17 protein-coding genes, 2 tRNA genes and 2 pseudogenes are annotated in these 15436 nt (G+C 60.2%); 11 read left to right on the top strand and 10 right to left on the bottom strand.

Translation table 11 applies throughout. The features are described from left to right. Positions 1 to 12 precede the first annotated feature (12 nt). Together ACZ1HN_RS17035 and ACZ1HN_RS17030 are read left to right on the top strand one after the other, a co-directional pair. Positions 13 to 1047 carry an ABC transporter permease gene (locus ACZ1HN_RS17035; protein ID WP_472728354.1) on the top strand — a complete coding sequence of 345 codons (1035 nt, stop codon included), beginning with the start codon at positions 13 to 15 and terminating at the stop codon, positions 1045 to 1047. 1 nt (position 1048) lies between these two features. Next, entirely contained in the window at positions 1049 to 2074 is a 1026-nt protein-coding gene (locus ACZ1HN_RS17030) for a quaternary amine ABC transporter ATP-binding protein (protein WP_472728353.1), read from the top strand. A 105-nt stretch (positions 2075 to 2179) separates the two neighbouring features. Here the strand turns inward: ACZ1HN_RS17030 and ACZ1HN_RS17025 are convergent. Next, positions 2180 to 2263: transfer RNA gene (locus tag ACZ1HN_RS17025), tRNA-Tyr, on the bottom strand. A 106-nt stretch (positions 2264 to 2369) separates the two neighbouring features. On the opposite strand from ACZ1HN_RS17025, the gene rlmB reads away from it, so the two are divergent. From rlmB to ACZ1HN_RS17010, 3 genes and pseudogenes are all read left to right on the top strand, one after another. Beyond that, positions 2370 to 3146 (top strand): 23S rRNA (guanosine(2251)-2'-O)-methyltransferase RlmB, encoded by a 777-nt coding sequence (rlmB, locus tag ACZ1HN_RS17020; protein WP_472728352.1) that lies wholly within the window; start codon positions 2370 to 2372, stop codon positions 3144 to 3146. A 9-nt stretch (positions 3147 to 3155) separates the two neighbouring features. Continuing rightward, a complete protein-coding gene (locus ACZ1HN_RS17015) occupies positions 3156 to 3446 on the top strand; it encodes a hypothetical protein (protein WP_299599655.1) in 291 nt (96 codons plus the stop codon). A 222-nt stretch (positions 3447 to 3668) separates the two neighbouring features. Beyond that, a pseudogene (locus ACZ1HN_RS17010) lies at positions 3669 to 4143 on the top strand (CoA-binding protein). Positions 4144 to 4251: 108 nt separating this feature from the next. Here the strand turns inward: ACZ1HN_RS17010 and ACZ1HN_RS17005 are convergent. Both ACZ1HN_RS17005 and ACZ1HN_RS17000 read right to left on the bottom strand, forming a co-directional pair. After that, positions 4252 to 4650: a DUF2147 domain-containing protein gene (locus ACZ1HN_RS17005; protein WP_472728351.1), complete on the bottom strand. Its 399-nt coding sequence runs from the start codon at positions 4648 to 4650 to the stop codon at positions 4252 to 4254. Positions 4651 to 4807: 157 nt separating this feature from the next. Next, positions 4808 to 5185: a DUF2147 domain-containing protein gene (locus tag ACZ1HN_RS17000; RefSeq protein ID WP_299768844.1), complete on the bottom strand. Its 378-nt coding sequence runs from the start codon at positions 5183 to 5185 to the stop codon at positions 4808 to 4810. A 130-nt stretch (positions 5186 to 5315) separates the two neighbouring features. Between ACZ1HN_RS17000 and hisA the strand changes: the two genes are divergently transcribed. Next, positions 5316 to 6035: a 1-(5-phosphoribosyl)-5-[(5-phosphoribosylamino)methylideneamino]imidazole-4-carboxamide isomerase gene (gene hisA / locus ACZ1HN_RS16995; RefSeq protein ID WP_472728350.1), complete on the top strand. Its 720-nt coding sequence runs from the start codon at positions 5316 to 5318 to the stop codon at positions 6033 to 6035. A 3-nt stretch (positions 6036 to 6038) separates the two neighbouring features. On the opposite strand, the gene ACZ1HN_RS16990 is transcribed toward hisA, so the two are convergent. Further along, on the bottom strand, positions 6039 to 6494 hold the full coding sequence (locus ACZ1HN_RS16990; protein ID WP_472728349.1) for a DUF302 domain-containing protein: 456 nt from the start codon (positions 6492 to 6494) through the stop codon (positions 6039 to 6041). Positions 6495 to 6676: 182 nt separating this feature from the next. Here ACZ1HN_RS16990 and hisF point away from each other — a divergent pair. Further along, positions 6677 to 7436 (top strand): annotated as a pseudogene (gene hisF, locus ACZ1HN_RS16985) (imidazole glycerol phosphate synthase subunit HisF). Beyond that, a complete protein-coding gene (locus tag ACZ1HN_RS16980; RefSeq protein ID WP_472728348.1) occupies positions 7433 to 7744 on the top strand; it encodes a phosphoribosyl-ATP diphosphatase in 312 nt (103 codons plus the stop codon). The pseudogene hisF and the gene ACZ1HN_RS16980 overlap by 4 nt, the downstream one beginning before the upstream one ends. 270 nt (positions 7745 to 8014) lie before the next feature. On the opposite strand, the gene hisH is transcribed toward ACZ1HN_RS16980, so the two are convergent. Further along, positions 8015 to 8653, bottom strand: a complete 639-nt coding sequence (gene hisH / locus ACZ1HN_RS16975; protein ID WP_472728347.1) for an imidazole glycerol phosphate synthase subunit HisH — start codon at positions 8651 to 8653, stop codon at positions 8015 to 8017. After that, positions 8650 to 9237 carry an imidazoleglycerol-phosphate dehydratase HisB gene (gene hisB / locus ACZ1HN_RS16970; RefSeq protein ID WP_472728346.1) on the bottom strand — a complete coding sequence of 196 codons (588 nt, stop codon included), beginning with the start codon at positions 9235 to 9237 and terminating at the stop codon, positions 8650 to 8652. The genes hisH and hisB overlap by 4 nt, the downstream gene beginning before the upstream one ends. A 144-nt stretch (positions 9238 to 9381) precedes the next feature. Between hisB and ACZ1HN_RS16965 the strand changes: the two genes are divergently transcribed. Then, positions 9382 to 9621 (top strand): Lrp/AsnC family transcriptional regulator, encoded by a 240-nt coding sequence (locus ACZ1HN_RS16965; RefSeq protein ID WP_299200866.1) that lies wholly within the window; start codon positions 9382 to 9384, stop codon positions 9619 to 9621. A gap of 192 nt (positions 9622 to 9813) precedes the next feature. Here ACZ1HN_RS16965 and ACZ1HN_RS16960 read toward each other — a convergent pair. Then, a tRNA-Gly gene (locus tag ACZ1HN_RS16960) sits at positions 9814 to 9888 on the bottom strand. A gap of 98 nt (positions 9889 to 9986) precedes the next feature. Between ACZ1HN_RS16960 and ACZ1HN_RS16955 the strand changes: the two genes are divergently transcribed. Beyond that, positions 9987 to 10412, top strand: a complete 426-nt coding sequence (locus tag ACZ1HN_RS16955) for a hypothetical protein (protein ID WP_472728345.1) — start codon at positions 9987 to 9989, stop codon at positions 10410 to 10412. Then, positions 10412 to 10597 carry a hypothetical protein gene (locus ACZ1HN_RS16950; protein ID WP_472728344.1) on the top strand — a complete coding sequence of 62 codons (186 nt, stop codon included), beginning with the start codon at positions 10412 to 10414 and terminating at the stop codon, positions 10595 to 10597. The genes ACZ1HN_RS16955 and ACZ1HN_RS16950 overlap by 1 nt, the downstream gene beginning before the upstream one ends. Here ACZ1HN_RS16950 and ACZ1HN_RS16945 read toward each other — a convergent pair. From ACZ1HN_RS16945 to ACZ1HN_RS16935, 3 genes are all read right to left on the bottom strand, one after another. Beyond that, positions 10594 to 10971, bottom strand: coding sequence for a VOC family protein (locus tag ACZ1HN_RS16945; protein WP_472728343.1), 378 nt, complete (start codon positions 10969 to 10971; stop codon positions 10594 to 10596). The two genes, ACZ1HN_RS16950 and ACZ1HN_RS16945, sit on opposite strands and share 4 nt — an antisense overlap. A 96-nt stretch (positions 10972 to 11067) precedes the next feature. Continuing rightward, entirely contained in the window at positions 11068 to 11757 is a 690-nt protein-coding gene (locus tag ACZ1HN_RS16940; protein ID WP_472728342.1) for a phosphotransferase, read from the bottom strand. Then, positions 11754 to 15200: a pyruvate carboxylase gene (locus ACZ1HN_RS16935; RefSeq protein WP_472728341.1), complete on the bottom strand. Its 3447-nt coding sequence runs from the start codon at positions 15198 to 15200 to the stop codon at positions 11754 to 11756. Before ACZ1HN_RS16935 ends, ACZ1HN_RS16940 begins: the two co-directional genes overlap by 4 nt. Positions 15201 to 15436 lie beyond the last annotated feature (236 nt).

The raw sequence follows: 15436 nt of genomic DNA, 5'->3' as shown, positions 1-15436 counted from the left end.
CTGGGGAACGACATGGCAGCCTATGATGGCATCTTCGACGGCCTTGGCCTGCGGGATTGGTGCGACGTGGGCAAGGAAGATGCGCCCATGTCCATGGCGCAACTTTTGGCCCAAAGCAGCGGCAACAACGCGGTGGCAGAAGAGGGCGGGTTGCCGTTTCCATCCCTCGACGTGCTGCACGAGGCCTGCGGGCGCATCGGCCAGACCCGCGACTTGACGGCCGGTATCGAGCGGGGGTTCCTGTCGATCCGGTCCGAGCTGAAATTCGTCCTCGATCCCATCACGCAGCCGCTGAGCTGGATGCTCGACGGCACGCTTTGGGTGTTCCAATCCGCACCCTGGTGGGTGATGATTCCCGCGCTGTTGCTGATCACATGGGTCGTCAGCCGCTCCAGATCCGTGACCGCTTTCGTGGCCCTCGTCCTGCTGTTCTTCGGCTTCATCGACCACTACGAGGTGGCGATGCAAACCCTTGCTATCGTGTTTGTCTGTACCGGCCTTTCTGTCCTGCTTGGCGTGCCCATCGGCATCGGCATGTCCAAATCGGATACGGCGCAGCGCACCATCGTGCCCATCCTAGACCTGCTGCAAACACTACCCACCTTCGTCTACCTGATCCCGCTGATCTTCCTGTTTTCCGTCACGGAATCAAAGCTCTACGGTATCGCTATTATCCTGTACGCCATCGTTCCAGTGATCCGCTTGACGGACCTTGGCATTCGCTTGGTGGACCGCGACGTGATCGAGGCGGCCAACGCCTTTGGCCTGACCGCATGGCAAAAACTCAGCCGGGTGGAATTGCCTCTGGCCCTGCCCAACATCATGGCAGGCGTGAACCAGACCATCATGATGAGCCTTGCCATGGTGGTGATTGCCTCGCTTGTCTCGGCCCCTGGCCTCGGCGTGCTGGTTCTGCGGGGTATCCGCAACCTGGAACTGGGCGTGGGCATCGTTGCCGGGCTGGGCATCGTGCTGCTGGCCGTGATCCTTGATCGCGTGTCCAAGGCCGCGCTCGCCCGTGTCGACACCGGACGCAAGGAACGCTGACATGACTGCAAAAGTGTCCCTGCGCGGGTTGTATAAGATCTTTGGTCCCGATGACACGGCGATGGTGTCCCATGTCCAGGCCGGTATGGACAAAACAACTTTGCTGGAAAAGCACAAGCACGTGCTGGGCCTTCAGGATATCAATGTCGATATGCAGCCGGGTGAGATCACGGTCATCATGGGGCTGTCTGGCTCGGGCAAGTCCACCCTGATCCGGCATCTCAACCGCCTGATCGACCCGTCAGCGGGTGAGATTTTGGTTGACGGTCAGGACGTCATGAAGATGGGGCAAGCGGCCCTGCGCGGCCTGCGGCAAAAACAGATGTCGATGGTGTTCCAGAAGTTTGCCCTGTTACCGCACAAGACCGTGCTGGAAAACGCGCAACTGCCGCTGAGTGTGCAGGGGGCGGACAAGGCGACCTGCGATGCCGAAGGGCGCAAATGGCTGGCGCGTGTGGGACTTGAGGGGTTCGAAGACCGCTATCCTTCGCATCTGTCGGGTGGGATGCAGCAGCGCGTCGGCATCGCCCGCGCGCTCACCGCCAACACCGACATCATGCTGATGGACGAGGCATTCTCGGCCCTTGACCCGCTCATTCGCACCGACATGCAGAACCTGCTGCTTGAGTTGCAAAAGGAACTGCACAAGACCATCGTCTTCATCACGCACGATCTGGACGAGGCGCTGAAACTGGCAGACCACCTCGTGATCCTCAAGGATGGCGCAGTGGTCCAGCAGGGCGAGCCTCAGGGCATTTTGCTCGCACCGTCAGACCCTTACATCGAAGACTTCGTAAGTGACATCAACCGCGCCCGCGTGCTGCGTGTCCGGTCGGTGATGGGCCCGCTGGCAGGTGATCAGTTCGATGGCGAGGTCGAGGCCTCCCGCAACCTCGAAGATATGATCGCGCTGACGGGTGGGGATACCAACCACGTCTACAAAGTGACGGATGGAGGCGAGGTCGTGGGTCAGCTCGACATGAAAGATCTGGTCAAGGCATTGGTGCCTCGGGTGTCTGGATCATAGCGGGCGGTCTATGGTTGGAGGGCCTGCCGCGCAGCGCAGCCGCTTGGCATTCAAACCTAAAATTGATCCCCCGGATCAATTTTGTAGCACAGCTGCCGGTTTGAATGGTGGGCGACCCTGGAATCGAACCAGGCGTGCGTCTCCGCGAGGGAGTTACAGTCCCCTGCCACACCTTGCGGCCTGTCGCCCACTACGCCATTAGGGCCTGAACCCCGGTGGCGTGAGCGCGTGATTACCGGGACGTATATCAAGGGTCAAGGCACAAAATCAGACCCCAAGGGCCAAAGGTGCAAAGATGAAAAAACCCAAATGGGTCGTCGAAAAGGAACAGGCGAAAAAGGCGGACGCGGCAGCAACCGTCTGGCTGTTCGGTTTGCACGCGGTGCGCGACGCGCTGCTGAACCCAAAGCGCGAAAAACTGCGCCTGATGGTGACGCTGAATGCTCATAACAAGCTGGAAGACGCCATTCTGACCGCGGGGATCACTCCGGACATCATTGACCCGCGCAAGTTCAAGCCGCCGATTGATCCCGGCTCGGTTCACCAGGGGGCAGCGCTTGAGGTCAAACCGCTGGACTGGGGCAGCCTTGCGGATGTGGCCATCGGGGCCGAAGCGCCACGTCTGATCCTGCTGGACCGGGTGACGGACCCGCACAATGTGGGGGCGATTCTGCGCTCGGCCGAGGTGTTGGGGGCGTCCGCCGTCATCGGCACGCGCCATCACGCAGCGCCTGAAACTGGTGCGTTGGCCAAAACAGCTTCCGGTGCGTTGGAACGCCAACCCTACGTGCGGGTGCGCAACCTGGCGGATGCCATCGTCGAGTTGCAGGGCATGGGCTACATGGTGCTGGGACTGGACGGAGAGGCCGACGCGACGATTGAGACGACCCTGAATGGTCAAAAGGATCGTGCCGTCGCGCTGGTCCTTGGCGCCGAAGGACCCGGCCTGCGCCAGAAAACCCGCGAAACCTGTGATGCGCTGGTGAAAATCGACGCGGCAGGTGGGTTTGGCTCGCTCAATGTCTCAAATGCGGCTGCGATTGCCCTATATGCCTCCAAGGACCACGCATAGGAGGCGACCATCGCCCACCCCACGAAGATCGCCACCTGCTGCTATTGCGGCACCCGTGCCGCCCTTGTTCTGACAGGGCGCGAGCGCCACGAACTGGCATGTTCCAATTGCGGTGCCCCGCTGCACGACCTGAAGATGTTGCCCAGAAAGCGATCAGGTGACCGCGAAACCGTGCGACCCTCGGCCATTCGCCAAAAAAACAGGCCGAAACCCAGCAAGAAAAAGTACAAGAAGCGCAAGTCGCGTTGGGCGGATATTTTCGACGATGCGTTTGATATTATTGAAGACATTTTTGACTGAGCGCTGCGCTGCGGCTGGCCGGCCAAATCCGATCTTTAAGTTTTCGTTCACAGATTTGCGAGAGGGTCTTTTGCAAGACGTGAGCGATCATATCTTTAAAGGTGAACCACAGGTTTGGAACTCCTGTAGGTTATTTCACTGTCCCTCGTTCCGCACCTCCGCGCCCCTTTCGCTTTGCGATCGGGGCGTTTTTTTGGGAACGTGACCGGACAGGGGGAAATCATGTCCGAAACCTATACCGATGCACATCTGAAACAGGTCCTGACGGCAACCAAGGTTGTCGCAGTCGTGGGCGTGTCCACCAACCCGGTGCGGCCCAGCTACTATGTGGCGCGGTATCTCGCGCTAAAAGGGTTCACCGTGATCCCCGTGAACCCCGTCTACGCGGGTGAAACGCTGTTTGGACGCCAGATCGTCCCTGATTTCGATTCTGTTCGATGACCCCGTCGACATGGTCGATATCTTTCGCCGATCCGAAGCGGTGCCCGAGATCGTGGACACCGCCATGGCCCGCATTCCAACCCTGAAAACGATCTGGATGCAGATTGGCGTGGCACATGCCGAAGCCACTGCCAAGGCGCGTGCGGCGGATCTGACGGTTATTCAGAACCGTTGCCCCAAGATCGAGTATCAGCGCCTGTTCGGCGAGCTGCGGATGGGCGGGTTCAACACCGGCATCATCTCATCCCGGCTCTAGCCGTTTTTCTGTTTTCATCAGTTCCCACTGGGCGGACACCACATTCGCGAAAAGCGGGCGCAATACATCACGTCGTGTGCAGGCGAAGCCTTTAGAGAGAAGTGCCGTTCAGCGCACACGTAGCCAGATCTGACTCTGGCAAACGGGGCCCAGACAACCCGACACCGTCATCCGATTGCCATTGACCCGCATCCTGGCGTTGTAATTGCGATTGTGCGCTGGCACGAAAGCGCGGCCTTCGTAGACGTTGCTGGAGCCGATCATGTCCCAGAACACACGCTGACCGACAGTGGCAGCGCTGATCGGCTCGCCAGACGAGGCAAAGACCGTGACGATTGTCCCGCAATAGGCGACGCCGCACTTCTTGGCATCCACATGCGCGGTTTGGCCCTTGCGGTCGGGTGGGGTCAGCCAAACGCCCTCCGGTCCCGATGTCGCCGGAGCAGGAATAATGCCCAGCCACAAGGCTGCGGCGGGCACGACGAATTTGGCCAACAGATGTGTCATGGTACACCGCATTGTACCACAGAGCGTAATGAACCCCGATGGGCGTCTTGGTCGGTCCGGCTTTCGCGCGTATGGACGGGGATCAAACCGGGGGATCAGGTATGAAAAACCCCGCGCCCAAAGGGCACGGGGCATGGGCCAAAACGTGCCTATGGGATCAGTTCAAGCGCGTCCAGGTCTGCCCGCGGCAGATCGGACCGACACAGCCCGACACTTTCAGCGCGTTGCCGTTCAACGACATCTTGGACCGGTACGTCTTGTCCGTATCCGGAGCCCAGATCTTGCCACCGGAATAGCTGCCGTTGCCCTTGGACTTCATGTCCCAGATGATGGGCTTGCCCAACGACGACGCATCGTCGCTGTTCACAACCTTGGTGATGGTGCCGCACACGTTTGACCCGCAAGGGGCAATCTTGACGTGCAGGTAAGCGCCGCTGTCACCGGTTTCGGTTTTCCACGTGCCGGTTGCGGGCTCTGCCAACGCCATACCTGCGCCCGCAACGGCTACACATGCGGCTGCAATGAGATGTTTCATGAGTGTCTCCTCCGTAATGGCCGGAACTCTGAGCCATGCGGCTGCGATATGGCAAGAATGACCTTGGGTCGCGTTGCGAATCTTGACGATAGGTGCAAGGAGGCGAACAGACAGTGAAAGGCCTGACAACATGATCCTGTACCCCGCCATCGACCTCAAGGACGGCCAGGCCGTGCGCCTCGTACATGGGGACATGGACAAGGCTACCGTGTTCAACGACGATCCGGCGGCACAGGCGCGCGCCTTTGTAGCGGCTGGATGCGAATGGCTGCACCTTGTCGATCTCAACGGCGCCTTTGCAGGTGAGCCTGTCAACGCAGCCCCTGTTGAGGCGATCCTGAAATCCTGTGACGTGCCCGCACAGCTTGGCGGCGGCATCCGGGACATGGCGACAATCGAAACGTGGCTGTCCAAGGGCCTGCATCGGGTCATCCTTGGCACCGTGGCGGTCGAAAACCCCGATCTCGTGCGCGAGGCGGCCAAAGCCTTTCCCGGCCACGTCGCCGTGGGCATCGATGCGCGGAACGGCAAGGTCGCGACCAAAGGCTGGGCCACCGAGACAGACGTGGACGCCACTGATCTGGCCAAATCCTTCGAGGATGCAGGCGTGGCCGCGATCATCTACACCGACATCAACCGTGATGGAGCCATGGGGGGGCCAAACATCCCTGCCACGCAGGCCTTGGCCGAAGCGGTAGACATTCCCGTCATCGCAAGTGGCGGCGTGTCGTCACTGGATGATCTGACGGCGCTCAAGGCGACAGGCGTGATCTCAGGCGCCATCTCGGGCCGCGCGCTCTACGATGGGGCCATCGACCTTGCCTCAGCGCTCGCGGCCCTCAAGGGCTAGCGCTTATTGCGCAGCACCATCGGTGAACTTACCCAACGCGCCGGTCATGGTCTGGACATATGCGGCATCGTCGGCCACCCCACCCAGCTTGCCCAACATCGCCGCCGGGTCTTCGTAGGCGATCATGGTCTTGCCGGTCTCGTCTTCAAACACCGCGATTTTCATCGGCAGGAACAATGCAGATGTCCGGTCATCCAGCATCGCCTGCGTGCCCAGTTTGGGATTGCCAAAGATCAGCAACTCCGAGGCACCGATGTCTTCGCCCACACCTTGCGCACCAGCCCCGTGATCAACGCGGGCAAAGATAGTCAGCCCAGCCCCTTCAAGGGCCGCCTGGAGCGCATCCATTGTCTCGCCCACACTCTTCGCGGATTCCTTGCGAACAATCCCGTTGTCACCAGCCATTGCCGTACCTGCCAAAAAAACGCTCATCACCAGAGCCATAAAAATCCGCATCATGCGTCTCCTCGTTTGCAATAACCCGAACCTGTCATATGCGCGAGCGAAGGCCATGCACCTTTCCGTGAATGGGCCATGATGGGCGGAAATACTCCATCATCTTGCCGGATAAACTCCGGGGAGGCTGCAAGCTCGGGGCAGAGCCCCTTTCCCCGCTGTCAAATCCACGCTACCAGACGCGCATGTTGAAAACCCGCATCATACCATGTCTCGACGTTGCCGATGGCCGCGTAGTCAAGGGCGTCAACTTTGTCGACCTGATCGACGCCGGTGATCCGGTCGCGGCCGCACGCGCCTACGACGCCGCAGGCGCGGACGAGCTGTGTTTTCTAGACATCCACGCAACCCATGAAAACCGTGGCACGATGTTCGACCTGGTGCAACGCACGGCAGAACAGTGCTTTATCCCGCTGACCGTGGGTGGTGGTGTCCGGACGGTGGCGGATGTGCGAGCCTTGCTGTTGGCAGGGGCCGACAAGGTGTCGTTCAACTCCGCCGCCGTGGCGGACCCGGATGTACTCGCGCGCGCCGCTGATCAATTCGGCAGCCAGTGCATTGTCTGCGCCATCGACGCCAAAACGGTTGCACCGGGGCGCTGGGACATCTTCACGCACGGGGGGCGCAAACCTACGGGCATTGACGCAGTCGACTTTGCCCGCACCGCCGCCGAAAAGGGGCAGGGGAAATCCTGCTGACCTCCATGGATCGCGACGGGACACGCGCAGGGTTCAACCTGCCCCTGACACGCGCCATCTCTGACGCCGTGCCGATCCCCGTGATCGCAAGCGGCGGCGTCGGCACGCTCGATCACCTTGTTGATGGCGTCACCGAAGGGGAGCATCCGCCGTGCTGGCGGCGTCCATCTTCCACTTCGGTGATTACACCATCGCCCAGGCCAAGGCCCACATGGCCGCCGCCGGTATCCCGATGAGGCTGACATGACGCTGGACGACCTCTTCGCAACAATCGAAGCCCGCAAAGGGGCCGATCCCGACAGTTCCTGGACGGCCAAACTGCTGGCCAAGGGGCCCGAGAAATGCGCCGAGAAGTTCGGCGAGGAAGCGGTCGAAGCCATCATCGAAGCGGTGAAAGATGACAAAGCCGCCCTGACGTCCGAAGCAGCGGACGTGCTCTACCACCTGCTGGTCATGCTGGCATCGCGTGACGTCGCCCTTTCGGATGTGATGGATGAACTGGCCCGCCGCCAGGGTGTTTCCGGGCTTGCTGAAAAGGCATCCCGACCTGGCTGAGTTCGATAGTTATATTGCATAACTATCTGTCTTCATCTTGCCAGATAAACTTCGGGGGTTTGGGGCAGAGCCCCCATTCAAACATTAATCGCGTCGCGCAGCGTCCTTGGATCACCGCGCGTTGCGTTAACCGCCCAACACCCGCCCGGTGGGGGTGTACAGGGGGTGTACGGATGCTGCACGGGGGTGACACCCCGTTTGAGGCGTCAATCTCCATGAAAACAAGGCAAATGCAACCCAGCGACTCACCCGCCCGAAACAGTTTGTATGTCAGGGCGCCCAGGTCAGAAAATTGCGGATCATGCGCAGGCCGATATCCTGGCTCTTCTCCGGATGGAACTGCATCCCCAGCATCGTGTCCCGCCCGACAACGGCGGTGACATCTCCGCCGTAATCTACATGGGCCAGCCGCATGGCAGGGTCCGCAACTTCGAAATGATAGGAGTGCACAAAGTACGTGTGATCGCCCGTCGAAACCCCTTCAAACACGGGGTGCTGCGCCTCCAGAACCAGGTCGTTCCACCCCATATGCGGCACCTTCAGGGTCGCGTCTGAAGGCGTGATGTGCACGACCTCGCCGTCGATCCAGCCCAATCCGGGCGTGTCGCTGTATTCCCGCCCCCACGCCGCCATCAACTGCATGCCAACGCAGATGCCCAGAAAGGGTCTGCCTTTGTTTTCAATGGCTTCGGCAAGTGCTTCATACACGCCCGAACCGCGCAAAGCCGCTGCACATGCGGGAAAGGCCCCGTCGCCGGGCAGCACGATCCGGTCGGCCTTGGCCACCACATCCGCGTCCGAGGTGACAACGACCGTGCCCGCATCCGCCTCGCGCGCCATGCGCTCAAACGCCTTTTCGGCGGAGTGCAGGTTGCCGCTCTCGTAGTCGATCAGAACCGTCAGGCTCATAGGCTGCCCTTGGTCGAGGGGATGGCGTCCGCCATACGCGGATCGACCTCAAGGGCCACGCGCAAGGCACGGGCCACGGCTTTGAAGGCCGCCTCAGCGATGTGGTGGCTGTTGATCCCGTGCAGCATGTCCACATGCAGCGTGATGCCGCCATGGGTGCTGAGCGCCTGGAAGAATTCGCGCACTAGCTCAGTGTCAAAGGTCCCGATCTTGGGCGTCGGCAGGTCCACGTTCCACACAAGGAAAGGCCGCCCCGACAGGTCCAGTGCTGCCCGGACAAGGGCGTCATCCATGGGCAACAGGCAGGACCCGTAGCGCTGAATTCCCTTTTTGTCTCCAACGGCTTGGCTCAGCGCCTGTCCAATGGCAATGCCGACATCCTCGACCGTGTGATGGTCGTCGATATGCAGGTCCCCCTTGCACCGCACCTTCATGTCGATCAGCGCGTGGCGCGCCAGCTGATCCAGCATGTGGTCAAAGAACCCGACGCCTGTGTCATTGTCGTATTGACCGGTGCCATCCAGGTTGAGCGAGACCGAGATATCGGTTTCGGCGGTGGTGCGGGTAAGGGTGGTGCTGCGCATCACGCGGCCTCCTGCCTAGGGTGTTCGCGTGCCTCTATAGGCGGGCAGGACAGCGCCGCCAAGGGGCGGACCATCACGCTTGCAGGCACCTGTGCAGACGTGCCACTACGGGGATATGCACCGCAGTTGCCCAAGGCCATGCCCATGACCACTTGTGTCTTCATCCAGATCCGCTGCCGCCCCGGTTCCACCTACAAAGTCGCCGAAGAGATTGCGCTGCGTGAAATCCATTCCGAGCTTTATTCGACATCGGGTGATTATGACCTGCTGATGAAGGTCTACATCCCGGAGGGTCAGGATGTTGGGAAATACATCAATGATGAGTTGCTGGATATCGATGGCATCGAACGATCGCTGACAACTATGACGTTCAAGGTGTTCTGAAAACGGGTCCGCTTGTCAGATGGCATCAAGCATTTAGGGCGCTCCTGCCACATCGCCAGAGGGCAAGCGATCAGTTGTATTTGGTCGCTATCACTGAGTGTTGCTTGGCCAGATGCCGTTTCGACCATCACCTAAGAAACAAAAAAGACCGCCAAGCGGCGGCCTTTTTGACACTCCAATATAGGAGGATGTTGGAGCGGGCGAGGCGATTCGAACGCCCGACCCTAACCTTGGCAAGGTTATGCTCTACCCCTGAGCTACGCCCGCTTCCTTGGGTGAGGTGTGGAATACTTTTACCCGCCTCGCGCTGCAAGGGGAAAATGGACAAGATTGCAAAAAATTTGCGAACAGGCGACGGAAGGCCGATGACCCTGCGTTCAAGTCATATGATCCGCCACTCACGTGTCATAATTGCGGTACTTGCCCTGCTTTCGGTCTGTGGTTTTCCTTTGGCGACCGAAGCACATGATGGGCCGCATAGTCCCGCGATGATGGCTCGGGTCGAGCGGGCAGTCATGGTGGGACCCCAAGTGGACATACGCCTGACCCTCACGAGGTTGGGTGGTCCATTGGTCCTGCAGGCGATAGCCGTTCCGGGCGCATCCGTGCAGTTCGATGGGCCAGTTACCGTCAGTTTTGCGCAGGACGTTACGGTGAGTGCGACCCTGACATTTGCCACACCGCCTCAGGGGGCAATTACCCTGCTCCTTGATTTCGGCGTTGCGGGGCAGGGTGCGGTCACCGTCATTCCTTCACTTGTTCAGAACACGCTCAGCAGAAAGGATCTCTGATGCACCTCAGCCTGTCCGCCATGAAATCACTGACGCTCGCCTTTGCGATTGTCCTTGGGTGTGCAGCCTCTGGCGATGCAGAGCCACGATTGAGACATCATGTGAACGTTGGGATCGAGCTGGTTGGTTCCGCGCTTTCCAATGCCGCTGCTATCGTCGAAACGCAGGTCGAGACACTGCTTTAGGCGCGTTGGATCAAGTCCCAGCGGTTGCCAAAGGGGTCACGAAAGACCGCCACGCTTCCGTATGCCTCGTGCCGCGGTTCTTCTTCGAAGATGATCCCGCGTGCCATCAGCCGCGCATGGTCTTGCGCAAAATCATCCGAGTGCAGGAATAACCAGACCCGCCCACCACCTTGGGTGCCGATGCTCGCGACCTGCTCCGGGCCGTCCGCCCGGGCGACAATGATTGACGTCTGCGCGCCGGGTGCGCGCACTTCGACCCAGCGTTTGCGCCCCTGGTCGATGTCGGCAATCAAGTCGAAACCCAGCGTGCCACAGAAGAAGTCCAGTCCAGCTTCGTAGTCTGGAACGAGGATGGAAAAGGATTGGATGTGCATGTGTGTACCGGGTTTGTCTGTCGCGCGCAGGCGGAGTGAGCCTCATCTAAGCCTGATCCGGGGAAGCTGCAATTGTGGGTTCAAACTCACCAGATTTCATGGCGACGTGAAAGAAGAAGCGAGCATTCTTGCATGTGCGGGTTCGAGCAGCCATGAGCACGCGATTTCCCATGCAAGTGCTGCCCGTTTGATGATGGGGGTCTGTGCTTCTGACCAGGTGGCCGTGTCAAAGAGAGGATGATCGCGACGTGCTTCATCCCAATCAATCAACGTGACCGTGCCGTCGGTGTCCGTCAGGATGTTGTTCGGGTTCAGATCGCCATGCACAAGGGTGGTTTCGAGGCTGATTGCCGACCAGGCTGCCCTGAGTTGGATAACCAGATCCGGTGGCATTTCGGCCAGGTCGATGTCACCCCCGGACTCTGCGGTTACAAGATCGCGTGCGGATGCAAACCCGTCGCGTTGAGGCAGGCCAGCAGCAGTGCTTTGAAGGCGTGTGATCTTGTCGGCAATTGCCTTTGGAGGTGTGGGGCCTCCCACGCAGAAAGGTTCGCATGTCCAGCCATCAACCACGAAGGTGTTGAGGCTTGACCGAAGAGGCGCAGGCACCTTCAGTCCGAAAACTTCGGCATGGCGTGCCACAGGCAGGAGCCACGCAATGGCTGCCTCTGACCGCCGCGTTGATTTGAGCACGTGCTGCCCAGTGCGCAGCACTGTGTTGCGATGCCCGCCCGGCAGGGGCACAGGTTGTCCTTTCAGCCCCCATGCGCCGAGCGGTGGGGTCACTCCAACTCGACCAGCAGATCCTTGGCATCGATCTGGCCCCCGGCCGAGATGTGTACGGCTTTTACAACCGCGTCGCGCTCAGCATGGATGCCGGTTTCCATTTTCATGGCTTCAATGGTCAGAAGCAGGTCGCCTTCGCACACTTCCTGGCCTGCCGTAACACCAACGCTGGCGACGACACCGGGCATCGGGGCACCCACGTGACCTGCATTGCCATCTTCCGCCTTGGGACGGGACACGGTTTGGGACTTTACCAGACGGTTTGGTACGCGGATCGTGCGCGGTTGGCCGTTGAGTTCGAAGAACACGCGCACTTCGCCGTCTTCGTTGGTTTCCCCAACAGCCTGCAAGCGGATTTCGAGCGTCTTGCCCGGATCGATTTCCGCCGTGATCTCGTCGCCGGGCTGCATGCCGTAGAAGAACGTCTTGGTTGGCAGGGTTCGAACGGGACCGTATGTGCGGTGACGGCCCATGTAGTCGAGGAAGACCTTGGGATACATCAGGTAGCCCGACAGATCCTCATCATCGATGGCCTTGCCTTCGAGTTGTCCGGACAGGTCGGTGCGCGTGTCTTCAAGGTCGACGGGGGGCACATCCGCGCCGGGGCGTGCCGTGTTGGGTTCCTCGCCCTTGAGCACCTTTTGCTGGATGCCATGCGGGAAACCGCCCGGAGGTTGGCCCAGGTTGCCGCGCATCATGTCCACGACGCTGTCGGGAAAGGCGACCTCTTTGTCTGGATCCTCGACCTCGTCGCGGGTCAGCCCTTGGGACACCATCATCAGGGCCATGTCGCCGACCACTTTGGACGACGGCGTGACCTTGACGATGTCGCCGAACATTTGGTTCACATCCGCATAGGTGCGGGCGACCTCGTGCCAGCGCTCCTCCAGCCCGAGGCTGCGGGCCTGTGCCTTGAGGTTGGTGAATTGACCGCCCGGCATCTCGTGCAGATACACTTCGGACGAGGGGGCCTGCATACCGCTTTCAAACGCCGTGTAGTGCGCGCGGACAGCTTCCCAGTAATCCGAGATGTCACGGACCGCGTCGATGTTAAGGCTAGTGTCGCGGTCGGTGTGTTGCAGCGCTTCGACGACCGTGCCGAGCGTGGCCTGAGATGTGTTGCCCGACAGCGCATCCATGGCACAATCGACAGCATCCACGCCGGCCTCGGCTGCGGCGAGGATCGTCGCAACGGCCACGCCAGCCGTGTCATGTGTGTGGAAGTGGATCGGCAGACCAACCTCTTGTTTCAGAGCGCGGATCAGTTGCGTGGCGGCGGTTGGTTTTAAGAGGCCCGCCATGTCCTTCAGCCCCAGCACGTGGGCGCCTGCGTCTTTCAGCTGATTGCCCATGTCGACATAGTATTTCAGGTCATATTTGGCCCGGTCAGGGTCCATGATGTCGCCGGTGTAGCAGATCGTGCCTTCGCAGATCTTGTTCTGCTCTTGCACTGCATCCATGGCGACGCGCATGTTTTCGACCCAGTTGAGGCTGTCGAAGACGCGGAAAACGTCGATGCCCGTGTCGGCCGCAATGCGCACAAACTCCTGCACCACATTGTCGGGGTAGTTGGTGTAGCCCACACCGTTGGCCCCGCGCAGCAGCATCTGTGTCATCAGGTTGGGCATACGCTCGCGCAGGTCGCGCAGGCGTTGCCACGGGCATTCCTGCAGGAAACGGTAGGCCACGTCGAAGGTCGCACCACCCCAGCATTCCATGGAGAACAGCTGTGGCAGGTTGGCGGCATAGGCGGGTGCCACTTTGATCATGTCGTAGCTGCGCATCCGGGTGGCGAGCAGAGACTGGTGCCCGTCGCGCATCGTGGTGTCGGTGATCAGCAGTTGCTGTTGCGATTTCATCCAGTCAGCGACGGCCTGCGGGCCCTTTTGTTCGAGCAGATTGCGCGAGCCCATCTGGTGAGACGGGTCGGCCTGCAGCGATGGCGGCTTGGGGTCCCTAATGTCCGTGCGGGGGCGAGGGCGGTCTTTGACCTCTGGGTGTCCGTTCACAGTAATGTCGGCGATATAGGTCAGCACCTTGGTGCCGCGGTCGCGACGGCGCGGGAATTGGAACAGTTCGGGTGTCTCGTCGATGAACTTGGTTGTGTATTCATTCGACAGGAAGGTCGGGTGTTTCAGCAGGTTTTCGACAAAAGCGATGTTGGTGGACACCCCCCGGATGCGGAATTCGCGCAGGGCGCGGTCCATGCGGGCGATGGCGATCTCGGGCGTTGGGCCTTTGGACGTCACCTTGGTCAGTAGACTATCGTAGTAGCGGGTGATGACGCCGCCCGCATAGGCCGTGCCACCGTCCAGACGAATGCCCATGCCTGTGGCGGAGCGGTATGCTGTAATGCGACCGTAGTCCGGGATGAAGTTGTTTTGTGGGTCTTCCGTCGTGACGCGGGTCTGCAACGCGTGGCCGGTCAGGACGATGTCCTTTTGGCTGGCCTTACCGGTCGCCTCGTCAATCGGCTTGCCCTCTGCGATCAGAATCTGGGCGCGGACGATGTCGATGCCGGTGACTTCCTCGGTCACAGTGTGTTCGACCTGCACGCGGGGGTTCACTTCGATGAAGTAGAACTTGCTGGTTTCCATATCCATCAGGAACTCAACAGTGCCTGCGCATTCGTAGTTCACGTGCTTGCAGATCTTGTAGCCAAGCTGGCAAATCTCATCGCGCTGCGCGTCAGTCAGGTAGGGTGCGGGCGCGCGTTCCACGACTTTCTGGTTGCGGCGCTGGACAGAACAATCGCGTTCAAAGAGGTGGTACATGCCACCATGCTTGTCGCCGAGAATCTGCACCTCGACGTGCCGGGCGCGGGTGATCATTTTTTCCAGGTAGCCTTCGCCGTTGCCAAAGGCAGCCTCGGCTTCGCGACGGCCTTCGAGGACCTTTTCCTCGACCTCATCCTCGCCAAAGATCGGGCGCATGCCGCGGCCGCCACCGCCCCACGATGCCTTGAGCATCAGGGGGTAGCCGACCTCTTTGGCCTCTTTGCGGATCGCATCCATATCGTCGCCAAGTACTTCCGTGGCAGGGATGACGGGCACACCGGCCTCAACTGCAACGCGGCGGGCGCTAGCCTTGTCGCCCAAGGCGCGCATGGTTTCGGATTTGGGGCCGATGAAAGTGATGCCGTTTTTCTCGCAGGCGTCTACGAAATCGGGGTTTTCCGACAAAAGGCCGTAGCCGGGGTGAATCGCGTCCGCCCCACTTTCGCGGGCGACGCGGATCATTTCGTCAATGCTGAGATAGGCGGCGACGGGGCCGAGGCCTTCACCGATGCGGTAGGCTTCGTCCGCCTTGAAACGGTGCAGGCCAAGTTTGTCTTCCTCGGCAAAGACGGCGACCGTCTTTTTGCCCATCTCGTTCGCGGCCCGCATGATGCGGATGGCGATCTCACCCCGGTTTGCGATGAGAATTTTCTTGAAGTCGGGCATGTAAGTTCCCCCCGGGGCCGTATTTTGCAGTCGCGGCATTCTCTATGACGTTTACGTGACGCAAACAATACGTGGTTGTGGGTAGATGGCCCTGCAGGAGAAAAGGTGCCCGGCGTGGCCGATGGAGCAGCTGACCTAGTCGCCAGCATTTGTTTGAACAAAAACTGCACTCTCATTGTCACGCAAAAAGAGGCAGGTCACTGACCTGGATGTTTGCCAATACGCCATGCGGAGTT

Source organism: Tateyamaria sp. GN1-10 (assembly GCF_055693845.1).
This window is presented reverse-complemented; position numbering and strand designations above follow the sequence as displayed.

Coding starts and splice junctions, on each gene's coding strand:
- ACZ1HN_RS17035 (WP_472728354.1), top strand. CDS start 13: ATGGCAGCCTATGATGGCATCTTCGACGGCCTTGGCCTGCGGGATTGG.
- ACZ1HN_RS17030 (WP_472728353.1), top strand. CDS start 1,049: ATGACTGCAAAAGTGTCCCTGCGCGGGTTGTATAAGATCTTTGGTCCC.
- rlmB (WP_472728352.1), top strand. CDS start 2,370: ATGAAAAAACCCAAATGGGTCGTCGAAAAGGAACAGGCGAAAAAGGCG.
- ACZ1HN_RS17005 (WP_472728351.1), bottom strand. CDS start 4,650: ATGACACATCTGTTGGCCAAATTCGTCGTGCCCGCCGCAGCCTTGTGG.
- ACZ1HN_RS17000 (WP_299768844.1), bottom strand. CDS start 5,185: ATGAAACATCTCATTGCAGCCGCATGTGTAGCCGTTGCGGGCGCAGGT.
- hisA (WP_472728350.1), top strand. CDS start 5,316: ATGATCCTGTACCCCGCCATCGACCTCAAGGACGGCCAGGCCGTGCGC.
- ACZ1HN_RS16990 (WP_472728349.1), bottom strand. CDS start 6,494: ATGATGCGGATTTTTATGGCTCTGGTGATGAGCGTTTTTTTGGCAGGT.
- ACZ1HN_RS16980 (WP_472728348.1), top strand. CDS start 7,433: ATGACGCTGGACGACCTCTTCGCAACAATCGAAGCCCGCAAAGGGGCC.
- hisH (WP_472728347.1), bottom strand. CDS start 8,653: ATGAGCCTGACGGTTCTGATCGACTACGAGAGCGGCAACCTGCACTCC.
- hisB (WP_472728346.1), bottom strand. CDS start 9,237: ATGCGCAGCACCACCCTTACCCGCACCACCGCCGAAACCGATATCTCG.
- ACZ1HN_RS16965 (WP_299200866.1), top strand. CDS start 9,382: ATGACCACTTGTGTCTTCATCCAGATCCGCTGCCGCCCCGGTTCCACC.
- ACZ1HN_RS16955 (WP_472728345.1), top strand. CDS start 9,987: ATGACCCTGCGTTCAAGTCATATGATCCGCCACTCACGTGTCATAATT.
- ACZ1HN_RS16950 (WP_472728344.1), top strand. CDS start 10,412: ATGCACCTCAGCCTGTCCGCCATGAAATCACTGACGCTCGCCTTTGCG.
- ACZ1HN_RS16945 (WP_472728343.1), bottom strand. CDS start 10,971: ATGCACATCCAATCCTTTTCCATCCTCGTTCCAGACTACGAAGCTGGA.
- ACZ1HN_RS16935 (WP_472728341.1), bottom strand. CDS start 15,200: ATGCCCGACTTCAAGAAAATTCTCATCGCAAACCGGGGTGAGATCGCC.